We start from the raw sequence: 16,115 nt of genomic DNA on the forward strand, positions 1-16,115 counted from the left end.
CCTCACCTCTTAAGATGTATCAGAATCCTCTCCAGTTTTCCTATCATGTGGGTGGTAGTGTTCCCCCTCAGTCCCAGACCTATGTTCGGCGACAGGCGGATGAGGAGTTGTTCTCAGCCTTGCTCAAGGGGGAGTTTTGCTATGTCTTCAACGCCCGCCAGATGGGGAAATCCAGCCTACGGGTGCAGGTGATGGCCCGGTTGCGGGAGGTGGGGGTGATGCCGGGGGCCCTGGATTTGACGGCCATTGGCACGCAACAGGTGACCGTGGAACAATGGTATGGGGCGATCGCGGCTATTCTCAGTAAACAGTTTCAGCTCAAAACGAATCTCCGAGCCTGGTGGCGGGAGCGGATGGAGTTACCCCCGTCGGCTCGTCTGGGGGATTTTATTGCTGAGGTGCTTCTAGGAAAAACTGAGCAGCCCCTGGTGATTTTAATTGATGAAATTGATAGTATTCTCTCCCTAAAATTTGCCACGGATGATTTTTTTGCTCTGATTCGTTCTTGCTATAATCGTCGCGCTGAACAACCGGATTATCGACGCTTAAGTTTTGCCCTCTTTGGAGTTGCCACCCCAGGGGAACTCATTGCTGATAAAAATAGAACCCCCTTTAATGTGGGGCGAGGGATTCAGCTAAAAGGATTTCAGTTTCAGGAGTCTGCTCCTCTTGGGGATGGGTTAGGGGCTATCTTTGCTCAAGTCAATCCTGCTTTAAAACATCTTTTATATTGGACTGGAGGACAGCCTTTTTTGATGCAAAAACTCTGTCAATTGCTAGTCAATTTTCATCAAGAAAAGCATTCAGGAGAGCAAATTTTAACAGAGGAAATACAGCGATTTATTGATGACTGTGTTGAGAGGAAAATCCTGCATCATTGGGAGGCTCAAGACGAACCGGAACATCTCAAAACCATTCGCGATCGCCTCCTCTATGATGAGAAACGAGTGGGAGAATTGCTCAGTCTCTATCGTCAAGTCTGGCGTTCTGAAGAAGCGCCCTCGGATGTTCCCTCCATTGCGGCTATCGAATCTCCCAGTCAAACGGAGTTAATTCTCTCGGGGATTGTGGAAAAACGAGATGGCTATTTGCGGGTCAAAAACCCCATCTACTATCAAGTGTTTAATCGGGATTGGGTCGATGAACAGCTTAATCGCCTGCGGCCCTACGCCTCAATGCTCAATGCTTGGATTGAGTCCAACTATGACGATGAATCACGGCTGCTGCGAGGTCAGGCCCTCCAAGAAGCCTTAACCTGGACCCAACAGAAAGGACTCGGGGATTTAGATTATCGCTATCTCAGCGCCAGCCAAGACCTGGAACAACGGGAGATTAAGGCAAAACTAGAACGAGCGCGATTAGAAGAAGCGGACGCACGACTTGCTATTGAACAGCAAAGTGTGCGCCGTCAACGTCGCTTACTCGGGGGGTTAACCCTGGCCCTGGTGGGGGCGATCGCCCTGGGAATTGGGACCTTCCGCGCCTACCAACAGGCGGCGGTGAGTGAAATTCAGGCCATGATGGCCGCCTCCAAGGGAAGTTTTGCCTCGAATCAACAACTTGAGGCCTTGGTTCAAGCCTTACAAGCACGAGAGACCTTTCTCAAACTCCAGTTGATTCTGCCTGGGGTGGGTCAAGATTTAAACCAACAGACTCAGAAAAGCTTACAACGGGCCCTGTATGGTAATCATCAGTTTCACCGCCTACAAGCTCATAGTGAGTTGGCTTTGGGCTTGCATTTTAGCCCTGATGGTCAATTCTTCGCCACTTCCGCCATTGACCAAACGGCGAAAATTTGGCGGCGGGATGGAACCTTACTGCATACTCTTCCCCACAACTCCACGGTCCACAGCCTAAAATTTAGTCCAGACAGTCAATCTCTGGCGGTGGCGACCTTTGAAGGGACGATTTACCTTTGGTCTATCAACGGCACTTTAAAAACAACACTCAAGGGTCATCCGGCGGAAGTGGGGGAAGTGGCCTGGAGTCCCGATGGTCGCCAACTGGTTTCGGTGGGTCGAGATCCCATGGTGAGAGTATGGTCAGTAGAAGACCGGGAGCTGTTACAGGTGCTTGAGGGTCATGAAGCCTTCTCGCGAACCGTAGATTTTCATCCCCAGGGCCATCAGTTCGCCTCCCTGGGGGTGGATGGAACCTTAATCATCTGGGGAACGGATGGCCAGGTGTTACAACGCTTTGAGGAGGTGGATGCACCGGGGTTGGCGATCGCCTATAGTCCTGATGGGGAGCTATTGGTGGCTGGATATGGGGACCATCAGGTGCGCCTCTGGCATCCTGAGCAGGGGTTACTGAAAACCTTAAGTCATCATGAAGCGGAGGTGACCACTGTGGCCTTTAGTCCCGATGGAGAGCGGTTTGCGTCGGCGGGGGTGGATCGAGAATTGCTCATTTGGTCCCGTCAGGGAACTCTGTTAAACCGCCTTAAGGGCCATGATAGTCATTTACGCCGTGTGGCCTTTAGTCCAGAGGGAACGGAAGTAGGAAGTTTGGGGGAAGATGGGGTTTTAAACCGCTGGCGGGTGGGTAATCCCTTTCGCCAAGTCTTCCAGAGCCATGCTGATGTGGTTTGGGGGGCCGACTATGTGCCTCAACCCTCGCCGCACCCTCCGCAATTAGCGACAGTTTCGGGGTTAGAGGTTCAGCTTTGGGACTCCCAGGGAGAACAGCTCCAGCAGTGGCAACAGGCGAGTTCTCGGCGTTTCTATAGTCTAGCTGCCCATCCCCAAGAGCCACGGATCGTCGCGGGAACCTCGGGGGGGGAAATCGTCCAGGTGGATTTTGCGGCGGAGTCGACTCGCTCTTGGCAAGCGGATGGGGTGGGAATTATGGCGTTGGCCTATAGTCCCGATGGACGTTGGCTCGTCTCCGGTGGCGTGTCCTTTCCCCTTCAAGTTTGGACTCGCAACGAGACTGGAGACTACCATCGCTACCATATCCTCGACGGCCATCAGGCCCAAGTCTGGGAGTTAGGGTTTAGTCCTGATGGGTCCTATTTTGTCTCGGGAAGTCTCGATGGGGTGATTAAACTCTGGCAACTCCAATTCGATGAGGAGGGCGACTTTTCGGGTTTCGAGGCGACGCCAGGGTTCAGTCTTGAGACTGAGCAGGGAGCCATTTGGGGCCTGGCGGTGAGTCCTGATAGTCAACGGATTGCGAGTACCAGTCGTGATGGCTGGTTGACGATTTGGAGCCGCCAGGGGGAGCAACTGGTGCAGGTTCAGGTGACCCAAGAGCAAGGGTTAACGCGGGTAGATTGGAGTCCCGATGGTCGTTGGCTGGCGGTTGGCCGTATGGATGGCCTCATTGACCTTTATACGCCGGAGGGGGAGTTTGTCATTAGCTTGGTGGGTCATGAGTCGGAGGTGCTGACTTTGGCCTTTTGTCCCCAGACTCAGGGGTTGATTTCTGGGGGACAGGACAGTGTGGCGATTTATTGGGATTTGCAGCAGATTCTTGAGGCGGATTTAATGGAGGAAGGGTGCGATCGCGTTCGGGATTATCTGCGTCATCGGGAACAGGGAGGTCTGCTGTGTTCGGGATAGGCAAGAGGGTTACCACAGAGGCACGGAGAACACAGAGGAAAGGAGAGGTAGGATGCGTCCCGGCATCAGTAGGGGGTTTGACCTAGGCTTATCGATTGTAAGGGCGAAAAATTTTTCGCCCCTACAAGCCGGAACGCATCGCTGCAAGAGGCAAGAGGGGGGTTCTGGTTTATATCTGGGTTAGGGCTTGATGATGTTGATGAGGATGGCCAGGATGGCCAACAGCCAGACTAGCCAATCTCCCCACTGCACGTAAAGGGTCTGAGTCTGACGGCGATGAATGGTCTCGATGTGGGTGGCGTACTGGTTTATCTCAGAAATCCAAAGGGTCTCGCCATGGGGATTGACAAAGGCTGAATAGCCGGTGTTGGTGGCCCGGACGGCCCAGCGATCGAGTTCAATGGCCCGCATGACGTCCTGGGCGTGGTGTTGACGGGGCATCGAGGGGGCATAATGGGCGTTGTTGGCGGCACTGAGGAAAAATTCCCCCCCTCGCTGTGCTTGGGGTTGGAGATGTTGGGGGAAGGCGGATTCGTAACAGATGCTGACAATGGCTGGCCCAAAGGGGGTCTCTAGGAGTTGGTCCCTCGAACCCGGTACCATCTGAGCTTGTAGGGGGGACAACCGGCCGATGAATCCCCCTAAGACCGATTCAAAGGGGATATATTCTCCCAGGGGGACAAGAATTACTTTGTCGTAATAACTTAGGGTTTCTCCGCTTCCGCTGACGCTGAGAAGGCTGTTGGTGTAGTGGCTTGGGGTTCCCCGTGAGGTTCCCACCCAGGCGGGGACGCCGCGATCGCGAATGGCTTGATAGAAATGCCCGGCAGGTGTGTCGTTATACCGGGGGTAATCGCCCTCCCACAAGACGGGTAAGGCAGTCTCGGGGGTCATCACCACATCCACCCCGGCGTCACTGAGGTTCTGATAGCCTCGGGTATAGCCTTCGAGGGCTTGTCGCAATCCTTCGGGATAGAGTTTAATCTCGTTAGGGATATTGCCCTGAATCAGTCCCACTCTCAGACTCTGTTCGGGGGAGTCATTGAGGGGTTGGCTGTAGAGATAGCCCCCCAGTCCCTGGGCCAGTCCTAGCACGAGAAGCCCAGCCCAAATCGCCGGGAAACGGACTCGTTGACGTGATAGGTCAAATGAGTCAAATGCTGCCGCCCAACAGCCGTTAACCGCTACTAGAACGGCGGTAATGGTGGTTGTTCCTGAGAGTTGCCCCAGGTGTAAAATGGGCAAGTTATGGGGACTTTGCGTATAGGCGAGGGAGGACCACCAGAGGGGGAGCGATCGCCACAGAACTTCCAAGAGACACCAACTGGCTACACCCATGAGAATCCTCGGCCCCCAGGCTTTGGGACTCCATTGCTGGAGGTAAGCCCAAAATCCCACTAAAACCGCTCCCCAGAGGGCGATAATGAGCCAACAGGCGATCGCAATGGCAAAACTGGCCAACCAAGGAACTCCCATCCAGGTCATGGGATGAACCCCGGTAATCCAAAAAATGGCGGTTCCATGAAATCCCGCCCCCCAAGCGGCCCCCAACTGCCAAGGGGGAGTCGTTTGTCGGCCCAGCAGCCACCAGAGGGGGGCCAGGGCAAACCACCCTAACGCCCACCATTCAAACGGGGCGACGGTACAACCCATCAGGATACCGCTGAGAAGACTCACGAGAATCGGCAAAATCTGTCCCATCATCACAACAGGGCCTGGAGAGACTGGATGATGGCTGGACTGGGTCCTCCTTCTGGGTCATCATCATTGCCATTAGCCACCTCAATAGAAACGATGACGGAATCCTCGGTAATTTGGGCGCTAAAGTGGTCTTGAATCCCTTGAACCAAAAAGTTGATAGACTCAACCGTGAGTCCCGTTTCCTCCGCCATTCTTTGGTCGAGGTCCGTGTCTTGCAGGAAGTCTTGTAACCGCTTTTGATTGAAAATCCGTAATTGGGTATTGACCATTTGATTCAATAGGGGACTGAGGTCATTACTCTGGATAAAGGGAACATTAACTCGCACTCGGGTTTCTCCGGCTTCGACATTGAGAGACCCTTGATTGAGGTTAACAAAGACCGTTTGCGAGAGTTCAAAGTCCACGAGTCCAATCACGGGGTACTCGATCGCCAAATTCCCCAAAATGCGAAAGCCGTTATCCACAAGTTGATACCGCATTCGACGGATGGTGAAGGGAAAAAATTCGTCGTTGTTAATCTCTTGTCTGGCTTGATCGAGGAAGCGATCTAGATGCAGTTTTTGGTCAAGACAGGGCCGGGGGAATTCGATGCCTAGGTGTGTCTCGTCTTCGATGTGCGATCGCAGTTGACAGGCAATCAAGGTTTCCCCCGGTTGACTCAGCCAGGGGAGAAGAATCAGGGAGAGGGAGAAGAAAATGACTAAAAGCCAACGCCAGGGACTGTTCACGGCTGTACATCCATAGGAATGGCCTAATCCGTCAAGGTTAAGGCCAGTTGATAGAGGTCACGACGCGAGAGGGGGGTTGATTGTGCCAGGAGACGGCTAGCCTGCGATCGCGAGTGACCCTGTTGCATCAGGGCCTGCAACTCTGATTTTAGGGCGGCTTCTGAGAGTTGACGACTCGGGGCAGAATCTCCAGCAATCACGAGGGTATATTCGCCTTTGGGGTCATGGTCTTGATAATAGGCGATCGCCCCCTGGAGGGTTCCTCGCCAAATTTCTTCAAAGCGTTTGGTTAACTCCCGGCCTAGGGTTACTGGGCGATCGCCCCCAAGGACGGTTTCTAGGTCTTCGAGGGTCTGTCGCAGCCGATGGGGGGCTTCATAAAACACCAACAGGCGGGGTTCATTCTGCACTTGTTCTAGGCGTTCCTGGCGTTCTTTGCCTTTCTGGGGCAGGAAGCCTTCAAAACAGAAGCGATCGCCCTCTATCCCCGCCACACTCACCGCTGTCACGCAAGCACTCACTCCCGGAATCGGGGTGACGGGGATTCCCGCCTCGGCACAGGCCTGGACGAGTTCGGAACCGGGGTCGGAAATTCCCGGCATTCCGGCATCGCTGACGAGGGCGATCGCGGCTCCCCCCTCAAGGCGAGACAGCAACTCTCCCAACCGTTCGTGGCGATTATGGTGGTGATAGCTAATCAGGGGCCGGTCAATCTGGAACTGTTGCAACAGTTTCCCGGTATGACGGGTATCCTCGGCAGCAATCAAATCCACGTCCTTGAGGGTTTGGATAGCCCGCAAGGTCATGTCTTGTAAATTGCCAATCGGCGTTCCTACTAGATATAAGCCAGCCATTGTCTTCAGGGCAACACCTTACTCCTGAGGGGTCTCTGGAGAGTTTGTCTCGGGGGACTCCTCTTCGCTTTGATGATGACTAAACCGTTCCTCGGCGTTATCCATCACCTCTTGGAACTTCTCTAACACCTCACCGGGATAACTTTCCAATTCCTTCATCGACAGAGAAATCCGGTTTTTCCACTCATCAATTTCCGTGACAATCACCTTCAGGGGTTGTCCTTCCTCAAATAGATTGTCTAAATCGGGAATCCGGGCTTTACTAATCTGTTTAATATGCAACAGTCCCGTCACGCCGCCCAACTCCACAAACACGCCATAGGGTTTGATATTGGCAACGGTTCCTTCGACTAACTCCCCGGCGACGAGATACCGCATCCGACTGGCTTTGGCGGCTTGGCGGTGGGAACAGACTAATTTCTCGTCGTCTGGGTTGACGTCCAGCAGCGTTACGGTGAGGCGTTGTCCCACGAGGGCATCTAGGTTATGGCGTTCTACGAGGTGCGATCGCGGAATAAAGCCTCGCAAGCCCCGCACATCAACCACCACACCGCCTCGGTTGGTTCCTGTGACTTCAACCTCAACGGTCTCCCCCGTCTCCTGGAATTGGTTGAGTGTATCCCATGTTTCCTTAATCTCAATCTGGCGAATGGAGAGGGTCACTTGTCCCTCCGCATTGGCCCCACGAATGACCAGAAACTCCCGTTCCTGATTCAGGGGGAGGACGTCTTCGAGGTCCGTGACTAATTCCGCTGAGACTTCCTTGAGGGGCAAAAAGCCATGAGACTTCCCACCAATATCGACATAAACCCCATTAGCATCATGTTGGAAGACTTTTCCGGTCACCAATTGTCCCTTTTCCGGAATTGTATCGTGGCCATCGAGGGCTTTGGCGAAGTCCTCCATAGAAAAGGGCAGGTCCCGATTAGAGCGAGATTGAGCAGTCATAGGAATGAAGAAGGCAAGAGGCAAGAGGCAAGAGGCAAGAGGGGTAGGGTGTGTTCTGGCGTGGTTCAAGTCTCAGCTTGGATGACTGGGTTAGAACTTGCCAGAACGCACCGCTTTGGCAATATTCCTGCCCCCCTCACTACGATACACCAAGCGAAGTTGTTTAATCATTCAACTGGCTGAACAACTGCCAAATCTCGCTCCAGGCTTGTTTGGCGACCTCGGGATGGTAACTGTCCCGCTGGTCACAGAGGAAGCCGTGGGTGGCGCCCTCGTAGCGGAACACTTTATGGTCGATGTTATGCTCCTGTAATGCCTCTTCGATGGTGTCTACGTCCTCTAAGGGGATTAGGGGATCTTCGGTGCCGAAAAAGGCGTATAGTGTGCCGGAAATGGCGGGGGTGCGATCGCAGGTGGTCCCTACCTCCTGGCCGGGACACATCTGGGCAATCCCGGCCCCATAACAGGAGGCGGTTACCTGGATATCTGGGAGGGTGGCCGCCAAGTAGGCCACATGACCGCCAAAACAGAAACCAATACAGCCAAACTGGTCTGTGGTGGTGGGGAGTCCTTTGAGATAGTTCAGACTGGCTTGGGTGTCGCTGAGGAGTTCGCTGGCTTGGGTTTGGACTTTGTACTCCCGTCCCTTGGCTAAATCGGCGTCACTGTAGCCGACCTCAAAGCCGGGTTCGAGGCGTTGGTATAATGCCGGGGCGATCGCCACATACCCCTGGGCGGCAATCTGTTCTGTCACCGCCCGGATATGAGCATTGACCCCAAAAATTTCTTGAAACACCACTATTGCCGGGTAAGTTCCTGGTTCCCTCGGTTGAGCCAAATAGGCATCAAGGGCCAAGCCATCATTTTCAACCGTAACCCATTGAGATGATACAGACATAACAGATAGACATAGTCCCAAATACCTTTGATGGTAGGGGGTCTTCCGGCATCCATCAACCCCCAAGCCAACAGACCTTGTTCCGGTTCCCTCCAGGATTAGTGAACAGGCTGGAGTGGCTCTCGGCTGCTGACGCCGGAAACTCACCGCTCGCCCTTCTGGCTGTCCTGATGTCTTTCCCCTAAACCGCCCCCACTAATTCCGCTTCCGACGCAGGCATTTCTCCATCCGCTTCTCCCAACACTTCGCAAGAATTGCCCGGACTTTCAATCAGTTTAACCTTATATAAACTCGCCCCCAATTCGCGAATCGGTTGAGTTAAAATATCCCGAATATGCAGGACAAAATTTTCAGTGGTGGGGACAAGTTTTGCAAAATGGGGAATGTCATAATTCAAAAAGGTATGGTCGAACGGTTCGGCAACCAAATCCTCAATCAGTTGATTTAATGCCCCTAAATCAACAATCATTCCCGTGCGGTTGTCCATCTCTCCCTTCACCGTCACTTCTAAATTGTAGTTGTGACCATGACCGTGGGGATAGGCACATTTGCCATAAATCGCATCATTTTCATCGTCACTGGCATCGGCGATCGCCAGGCGATGGGCGGCACTAAAATGAGTACAGGTGGTTAAATGAGCTTCCCAGCCGTTGCCGAAATAATCGGCCCATAAATCGGGATGTTCTGAAAGCTGAATTTTAACCAGGGGTAAGTGTGGCTCCAGTCGTTGCCAAATCACTCGCGCGACGTTTTCTGTGGTGGGTAAGGTTTCTTTAAATTCCGGCCAAACTTCATTCAAAAAGGAAAAGTCAAGCTGACTGGTCACTTCCCGTTTAATATCATGTTTGATGTTGGATAAGTTTAGCACCATGCCATACTCGTCCAGTTCTCCAGCCATGGAAACATAAAGAACATAATTATGACCGTGACCATGAACATTAGCACAAGCCCCGAATTGCTGGCGATTCTCGGCTTCGCTGAGTTCCGGGAGCCAGTAGCGGTGACCGGCGGAAAATTGGGCGCGACGATTGATGATACAGTCCATAAATCTTAAGGGGTGACCCGTGTGACGGTTGGTGTTACGGCTTTTCTTGAAGTTTTGTAAAGCTATGATTGATTGTAACGAATATCGCCGGCAAACTGGCGTCACGGGGAGAAAAACTTGGCGAGAGGCCGATCGCCCCCGGCAGAGGATTCCCCGGCAAACGGTACACTGAAAGCAGCTTAAGCGATCGTTTGACCCAATCGGAGAAAATCAGAATGACTGTTTCTACTGTAGCGTCTTCGTCCTTGGCTGAAAGCGCCCATCGAACCCGTCAGGCGGCGCAACAGTTGGGATATCTCAGTGGTGATGCTAAAAACGCTGCCATCGCGGCCATGGCCGATGCCCTCGAACAGGCGGCGGCGGAGATTGTAGAGGCCAATGCGGTGGACTGTGAGGCGGCCCAACAGGAGGGCCTGGCCAAACCCCTCTACGATCGCCTCAAACTGAGTGAGAGTAAACTGCAAGGGGCGATCGCCGGTGTGCGAGATGTGGGCAAACTCCCCGATCCGGTGGGGGTGGCCCAGTTACACCGAGAACTCGATGATGGACTAATTCTAAAACGCATCACCTGTCCCCTGGGAGTGTTAGGGGTCATTTTCGAGGCCCGCCCCGATGCGGCGATTCAAATTGCCAGCTTAGCCCTCAAATCGGGGAATGGGGTCATGTTCAAAGGAGGCAAAGAAGCCCGTCACTCCTGCCAAGCCATCGTCGCCGCCATCCATCGTGGCCTCAACTCTGCCGGACTGCCCACCGATGCCATTCAACTCCTCACCACCCGGGAGGAAATCCTGGAGTTGCTGCAACTTGACTCCATGGTGGATTTAATTATCCCTCGGGGTTCCAATGCCTTTGTCCGGTTTGTGCAAGACAACACGCGAATCCCCGTATTAGGCCATGCCGATGGGATTTGTCATATCTTCATCGACCAAAGTGCTGTCCTCGATAAAGCTATCCCCATTGTGGTGGATGCCAAAACCCAATATCCTGCCGCCTGTAACGCCGTGGAAACCCTGTTAATTCATCAAGGGGTGGCGAAAGCCTTTTTACCCCCCTTAGCGGCGGCCCTGCGGAAAAACGGGGTGACGCTGCGGGGGGATGCGATCGCCCAGGAGATTGTGGAGATGGAGGCGGCCACGGAGGATGACTGGCAAACAGAATATAGCGATTTAGTCCTGGCTATTCGCGTGGTGGACTCTCTCGGAGCGGCGATCGCCCATATCAACACCTATGGCTCCCGCCATACCGATGCCATTATCAGTGAATCCCCCCAAGCGGTGGATAGCTTTTTGGCTCAAGTCGATGCGGCGGGAGTCTTCCATAACTGTTCCACCCGATTTGCCGATGGCTTCCGCTATGGCTTCGGGGCAGAAGTGGGCATTAGTACCCAACAACTGCCGCCTCGGGGCCCCGTTGGCTTAGAAGGCTTGGTGACCTATAAATACCAAGTGGTGGGCAACGGTCATATCGCCGCCACTTACAGCGGCGACGATGCCCGAGCCTTTAGCCACCGGACGTTATAAGCTGAGCCGTTGTGGCCCTGAAGGAACAGGCATAGCCAATGGCCCCACCGTCAACAGACAGGATACCAAGGGAGCAGTGAGCCTGCCGTTACACGGCATAGAACCTATGAAACGAATGTTAAACCTGTGGCAATGGAGTCGTTCCCGCTGGGGACGTTGGTGCAGTGGGTTTCTGCTCGCCTTAAGCCTAACTCTGGCCAGTGCCAGCCTGGTTCCCCTATTAGCTCAAGATGCTGGGGGGCCCAGCTTTCCCCGTGTGACTCGCCCGAGGGAAAGTTTTTGTCCCCCCTCGGCCCTGTCCCGGGTGCGATCGCATACCGTGGCCCCAGGAGAAACCCTACAGGCGATCGCCGATGGGTATAATCTCTTCCCCACCACCCTCATGGGGATGAACCCCCAAATCCGCAATGGTCAGGTTCAGCCGGGAATGCGACTGAGGATTCCCCCCTTCGATGGTATTGAAGTCAATGTCAGTCGGGGACAGATGTGGGAAGATTTAGCCCAGGAGTATAACGTGCGGGCTGATGTTCTGTTTGAGGTCAACAATTGCAACCCTCCCACAGATATTGCCTTTATCCCCGGTGCGAACTGGAATCCCCATCGAGACACCCCCGATGCTGCCCCTGGAGAGGACGCCATCCCCAGCATCGCCACCTTGGCGGAATATCCCTTACCGAACGTCGTTGAGGCCCTTCTCGGGTATGGTTGGGTTCTCCCTCCCGGCTCAAATCAGGTGATTTTCCACAGTGGCGTGGACTTACCGGCGGAGGAAGGCACCTCGGTTAGGGTGAGTGAAGATGGCATTGTGGCCTTTGCCGGACGACAAGACCCCTATGGCAATTTTGTCGTGATTAATCATAGCCAAGGCCGTCAAACTCGCTATGCTCATCTGGAAACCCTGACCGTCGAACAGGGGGAATTCGTCGATGCCGGACAACCCCTAGGAACCGTCGGGACTAGCGGTGAGCCGGATGTTCCCCAGCCTCATCTCCATTTTGAGGTTCGCAGTAACACCGAACTGGGTTGGGTGGCCCAAAACCCAGCCACCTATCTCTGACAGCGGGGATGAGCAACGGCTCTGTCAACCCTAGTAATCTCCTAATTTTTAAAGAGAATAGGCGATTACGGCTGTCGAGACTCCAATCAAGATGTAGTGTAGAGAAGGGTGGGTTTGGCAAACCTACTACTGGTCTTGTCCCCAGTCTTACTCCCGTCCCCTTCTTCCCCTTATTAGACCTTCACGGAATTGGCGAATGGCTGTTTACGCGCCTAGCACTGTTCTCGCTTGGAACATCGCCGCGATCGAGGCAAAATCCGGTCATGCAAGCGAGATTTCCCCGGCTCATCTGTTGCTGGGACTTTGTAAACTCTGCGATCTGGACTTAGACCGGTTTTGTCCGCGACAAATTCGCGACAATCCCATGCAGAGGCGAGATTTTCGCAGTGATATCCAAGTGTTACAACAATGGTTTGATACTTGGGGACTCGATCGCAGTAATTTTCGCCGTCAGCTGCGATCGCAAATCTCCTCGGCCACTCCTCTACCGGTGCATCAGGGAATCATGCACCGAGATGCCCAGGCGCGACAGGTGTTTGGCCGGGCGGAGGAACTCTCGGCTTTACAATCGTTAGATGAGGCGGTGGTGCGCCCCTATCATCTGTTGCAGGCCCTGTGTGAATTGAGTAATACTCCCTGGGATGACCTTCTCTCACAAATGAGTGCTTGTGGGGTGGATACGCCCTTTGGGGATGGGGCGGAATGGGCGTTGGATGCTCTACCGGCAGACCCTCATTTACTCCTAGACGGCGATCCCCTTTATCAAGATTTGGAAAAACCGGCCACGCCGCTCCTGGATTGTTTTGGCCGGGATTTGTCGGAGTTGGCCCGCAAATGTCAACTCGATCCGGTGGTGGGCCGACAAACGGAGATTCTCGCTCTGGCCAGTATCCTAATGCAGAAACGTAAACGCAATGCGATTTTGGTGGGAGATCCGGGTGTGGGCAAAACCTGCATTGTCGAAGGTTTAACCCAATGGCTGGCCAGTTCCTCGGGACCCCCAGAGGCCCTGCGCCAAAAACGAGTGGTGGAAGTCTCGATGGCGTCACTGTTGGCGGGGTCTAAATATCGGGGTGAGTTTGAGGAGCGGATTCAGGCCCTGATTCGCGAGGCCAGTGCGGCGGCGGATACGATTGTCTTTATTGATGAAATCCATACGGTGTTGGGGGCTGGGGGAACGGGGGCTAGTGATGCGGCGAATATCCTTAAACCAGCTCTGGCCCGGGGAGAAATTCACTGTATTGGGGCAACGACGGTTCGGGAATATCGCCAGACCATTGAGAAGGATGGGGCGTTAGAACGGCGTTTTCAGGTGGTGTGGGTGTCGGAACCGACGCCTGAGGAGACGCAGGCGATTTTGCAGGGATTGCGATCGCAGTTTGAGCGTCACCATGACCTAAAAATTCACGATAGCGCCTTGACGGCGGCGGTGGAGTTAACGGGCCGCTATGTCAGTGATTCTCGTTTCCCGGATAAGGCCATTGATGTGATTGATCGCGCCTGTGCTGAGGCCCGTTTGGATTCGGGGAGTCTGCTGAGTCAGAAAGGGGTTCCTCTCTCGGGCCCTCGTTCTATTAGCCGTAATGATATTGCTCGGGTGGTGGCTCATCAATGTCGGTTACCCCTGGAACAGATTTCTGAAGATGAGCGATCGCGCTTATTACGACTTGAAAGCGCCCTGCGAAAACAGGTGATGGGCCAAGATGAGGCGATCGCCGCTGTGGCCGATACGATTCGCACGGCTCGGGCCGGTTTAAAAGCGCCGCAAAAGCCGGTGGGAGCCTTTTTATTTGTGGGGCCGACGGGAACCGGAAAAACCCAGTTAGCTCAAGCCTTAGCGGAATTTCTCTTTGACAGTCCCCTGAAATTGATTCGGGTGGATATGTCGGAATATATGGAACCGAGTTCCATGTCGCGGTTAATTGGTGCGCCGCCGGGATATATCGGCCATGAGGGGGAAGGCCAGTTAACGGGAGCCGTTCGCACCCATCCCTATAGTGTGGTTTTGTTCGATGAAATTGAGAAAGCGCATCCCCAGGTTTTGGATTTATTCCTGCAAATTTTAGATGAGGGCCGACTCACGGATAGTCATGGCAATCAGGTATCGTTCCGAGAGACCATTATTATCATGACCTCCAATTTAGGGGCTGGGGCCAGTTCTCAGGGAAATTTAGGCTTTGGCTTAGAGGGTGAGAGTTCGGGAGAGGGCGATCGGCAGCGCGATCGTGAGACAATTTTCAAAACCTTACGACAATCCCTACGGCCGGAACTGCTGAATCGTATCGGGCAAATTGTCTATTTCGATCCGCTTTCTGTGGATACCTTGCGGCAGATTGTCGAGAAAGTCATTGAGCAAGTCCAGCACCGCTTGCAACGGCAACATCTGCGGCTCAAACTGACGGAAACGGCCTATGAGTTACTAATGGAACAGGGGTACAACCGTGAGTTTGGCGCTCGGGAGATTGAGCGCACCGTGGAACGGCTACTGGTCCGTCCTCTGAGTCGCGCCATCCTCAGTGGCCAGTTTTCTCCCCATTCCCTGATTTGCGCCGATGCACGGGAGAACGAGTTACGGTTTGAGTCAATTCCCCTGCGGCGACGGAAACGGGTTAAAACCGCACTTAAGGGGGAGTAACGGAGGGTTTGGAGGGTTAGGCGATGGGGATGGCTTCATCGCTGCTGTTAGCCATCTCAACCGCGCCATGGCCCTCCGAGTTGCCAAGAAATTCAACCCATAGGTTCTCAATCACCTCCACAATCCGACGCACGGTGTCGGGTTCAATCGACGGGGTGTTCAGGCCATGGCTCAACTGATGACGTCGGGGAAGCAGGTTATGCAAATCCTGGTAATCTGGGCGAGATAAGACCCCTTCAAACAGCATAACTTTAATCAGATAGGCGCAATCCCTATGTTTGAGCCGAATCTCCTCTTGCTCAGCGATGAGTCTGAGGGTGGCTTCGAGTAGAGCCCAACTATAGAGCCAGGCGGGTTCTGGGGTTTGCTCAATTAAGGGTTTTAAGGTTTGGAGTCGGACTAAAATCTCGTCTTTTTGCCAACTGGGTTCGCGCTCTTGAGGCTGGGGTGGCTCGGCTAGGAGAAGCAAATCTAATCTCCAGTTGTGATGCTGTTCTACTTCTTGGGTGAGTTGGGCCAGTTGAGGGGAGCCAACGTCCTTGTGGGAGGTCACTTTAACGATGATGAGTTCAGCGCCTCGACGCAGGAGGAGATCGGGAGCATAGGTGGTCACGAACTCGCGAGTCAACCCCAAGGTATCTTGGAGAGGTTCAGAGGCGGAAACGGGTTCATATCCTTGGTGGCGATAGTCTTGCTCCAAGTCGAGTAATTCTCTATCTCGCTCTGGGTTACTTAAATAGTCCATAGTTCTAACACCTTTTGCTTGGGATATTGACTAATCGAAATATATAAAAACTCCTGATTTTTAGATAATCCTTGTTCCAATACTAACGATGGATTTCTGATTTTAAAGGTTTTATCCAGTTGTCTTTTACAAATGAGAATATCCGTAATTTGAACATCATCATCATAAATTAGTCCAATTAAGGCATCTTGAATCGGCTTAACAATGTTATCAATATCCAACTCATGATTTTGATAAAAATAAATGACTTGTAGGGCCAATGCACCCGTCAAGGGAGGAGATCCGTCTGACCACCCTGTCTCAGCTGCCTGACGAACCTGCTGTTTCCACAGGTTCAGTCGTTGTCGTCGCCGAGTTTGTTGAGACACCGGGGGACCTTCGACTGTAAACTCGAATGTTCTCAATTCAATCGCTTTCTGTA

General features: G+C 53.4%; 12 protein-coding genes. 4 read left to right on the forward strand and 8 right to left on the reverse strand.

The features are described from left to right. Positions 1-14 precede the first annotated feature (14 nt). Positions 15-3,563 carry an AAA-like domain-containing protein gene (locus tag NEA10_RS13450; protein ID WP_252661146.1) on the forward strand — a complete coding sequence of 1,183 codons (3,549 nt, stop codon included), beginning with the start codon at positions 15-17 and terminating at the stop codon, positions 3,561-3,563. A 180-nt stretch (positions 3,564-3,743) separates the two neighbouring features. On the opposite strand, the gene lnt is transcribed toward NEA10_RS13450, so the two are convergent. The 6 genes from lnt to NEA10_RS13480 all read right to left on the reverse strand — a co-directional run bounded on the left by lnt (position 3,744) and on the right by NEA10_RS13480 (position 9,737). Then, complete coding sequence (gene lnt, locus NEA10_RS13455; protein WP_252661148.1) at positions 3,744-5,267, reverse strand: apolipoprotein N-acyltransferase; 1,524 nt, start codon at positions 5,265-5,267, stop codon at positions 3,744-3,746. Next, positions 5,267-5,992, reverse strand: coding sequence for a hypothetical protein (locus NEA10_RS13460; protein WP_252661150.1), 726 nt, complete (start codon positions 5,990-5,992; stop codon positions 5,267-5,269). The genes lnt and NEA10_RS13460 overlap by 1 nt, the downstream gene beginning before the upstream one ends. A 23-nt stretch (positions 5,993-6,015) precedes the next feature. Beyond that, a complete protein-coding gene (gene rsmI, locus NEA10_RS13465) occupies positions 6,016-6,846 on the reverse strand; it encodes a 16S rRNA (cytidine(1402)-2'-O)-methyltransferase (RefSeq protein ID WP_252661152.1) in 831 nt (276 codons plus the stop codon). 18 nt (positions 6,847-6,864) lie between these two features. Continuing rightward, complete coding sequence (locus NEA10_RS13470; RefSeq protein ID WP_252661154.1) at positions 6,865-7,794, reverse strand: S1 RNA-binding domain-containing protein; 930 nt, start codon at positions 7,792-7,794, stop codon at positions 6,865-6,867. Between the two features lie 163 nt (positions 7,795-7,957). Further along, positions 7,958-8,692 (reverse strand): dienelactone hydrolase family protein, encoded by a 735-nt coding sequence (locus NEA10_RS13475; RefSeq protein WP_252661156.1) that lies wholly within the window; start codon positions 8,690-8,692, stop codon positions 7,958-7,960. Positions 8,693-8,873: 181 nt separating this feature from the next. Next, complete coding sequence (locus tag NEA10_RS13480; RefSeq protein ID WP_252661158.1) at positions 8,874-9,737, reverse strand: 6-carboxytetrahydropterin synthase; 864 nt, start codon at positions 9,735-9,737, stop codon at positions 8,874-8,876. Positions 9,738-9,952: 215 nt separating this feature from the next. On the opposite strand from NEA10_RS13480, the gene NEA10_RS13485 reads away from it, so the two are divergent. The 3 genes from NEA10_RS13485 to NEA10_RS13495 all read left to right on the forward strand — a co-directional run bounded on the left by NEA10_RS13485 (position 9,953) and on the right by NEA10_RS13495 (position 14,949). After that, the gene (locus tag NEA10_RS13485; RefSeq protein ID WP_252661160.1) at positions 9,953-11,257 is read left to right on the forward strand and encodes a glutamate-5-semialdehyde dehydrogenase; all 1,305 of its coding nucleotides are present in this window, start codon (positions 9,953-9,955) and stop codon (positions 11,255-11,257) included. Between the two features lie 106 nt (positions 11,258-11,363). Further along, positions 11,364-12,314 (forward strand): LysM peptidoglycan-binding domain-containing M23 family metallopeptidase, encoded by a 951-nt coding sequence (locus NEA10_RS13490; protein WP_252661162.1) that lies wholly within the window; start codon positions 11,364-11,366, stop codon positions 12,312-12,314. Between the two features lie 196 nt (positions 12,315-12,510). After that, positions 12,511-14,949, forward strand: coding sequence for an ATP-dependent Clp protease ATP-binding subunit (locus NEA10_RS13495; RefSeq protein WP_252661164.1), 2,439 nt, complete (start codon positions 12,511-12,513; stop codon positions 14,947-14,949). Positions 14,950-14,965: 16 nt separating this feature from the next. Here the strand turns inward: NEA10_RS13495 and NEA10_RS13500 are convergent, their stop codons facing one another. After that, positions 14,966-15,694, reverse strand: a complete 729-nt coding sequence (locus NEA10_RS13500; protein ID WP_252661166.1) for a hypothetical protein — start codon at positions 15,692-15,694, stop codon at positions 14,966-14,968. Then, positions 15,682-16,062: a RusA family crossover junction endodeoxyribonuclease gene (locus NEA10_RS13505; protein WP_252661168.1), complete on the reverse strand. Its 381-nt coding sequence runs from the start codon at positions 16,060-16,062 to the stop codon at positions 15,682-15,684. Before NEA10_RS13505 ends, NEA10_RS13500 begins: the two co-directional genes overlap by 13 nt. Positions 16,063-16,115: the final 53 nt, after the last annotated feature.

This window comes from Phormidium yuhuli AB48, from assembly GCF_023983615.1.
Classification (GTDB): Bacteria; Cyanobacteriota; Cyanobacteriia; order Cyanobacteriales; family Geitlerinemataceae; genus Sodalinema; species Sodalinema yuhuli.

Bases quoted from the DNA above. Each gene is read 5' to 3' on its own strand.
- NEA10_RS13485 (WP_252661160.1), top strand. From the start codon at position 9,953: ATGACTGTTTCTACTGTAGCGTCTTCGTCCTTGGCTGAAAGCGCCCAT.
- lnt (WP_252661148.1), bottom strand. From the start codon at position 5,267: ATGATGGGACAGATTTTGCCGATTCTCGTGAGTCTTCTCAGCGGTATC.
- NEA10_RS13475 (WP_252661156.1), bottom strand. From the start codon at position 8,692: ATGTCTGTATCATCTCAATGGGTTACGGTTGAAAATGATGGCTTGGCC.
- NEA10_RS13500 (WP_252661166.1), bottom strand. From the start codon at position 15,694: ATGGACTATTTAAGTAACCCAGAGCGAGATAGAGAATTACTCGACTTG.
- NEA10_RS13490 (WP_252661162.1), top strand. From the start codon at position 11,364: ATGAAACGAATGTTAAACCTGTGGCAATGGAGTCGTTCCCGCTGGGGA.
- NEA10_RS13495 (WP_252661164.1), top strand. From the start codon at position 12,511: ATGGCTGTTTACGCGCCTAGCACTGTTCTCGCTTGGAACATCGCCGCG.
- rsmI (WP_252661152.1), bottom strand. From the start codon at position 6,846: ATGGCTGGCTTATATCTAGTAGGAACGCCGATTGGCAATTTACAAGAC.
- NEA10_RS13480 (WP_252661158.1), bottom strand. From the start codon at position 9,737: ATGGACTGTATCATCAATCGTCGCGCCCAATTTTCCGCCGGTCACCGC.
- NEA10_RS13470 (WP_252661154.1), bottom strand. From the start codon at position 7,794: ATGACTGCTCAATCTCGCTCTAATCGGGACCTGCCCTTTTCTATGGAG.
- NEA10_RS13450 (WP_252661146.1), top strand. From the start codon at position 15: ATGTATCAGAATCCTCTCCAGTTTTCCTATCATGTGGGTGGTAGTGTT.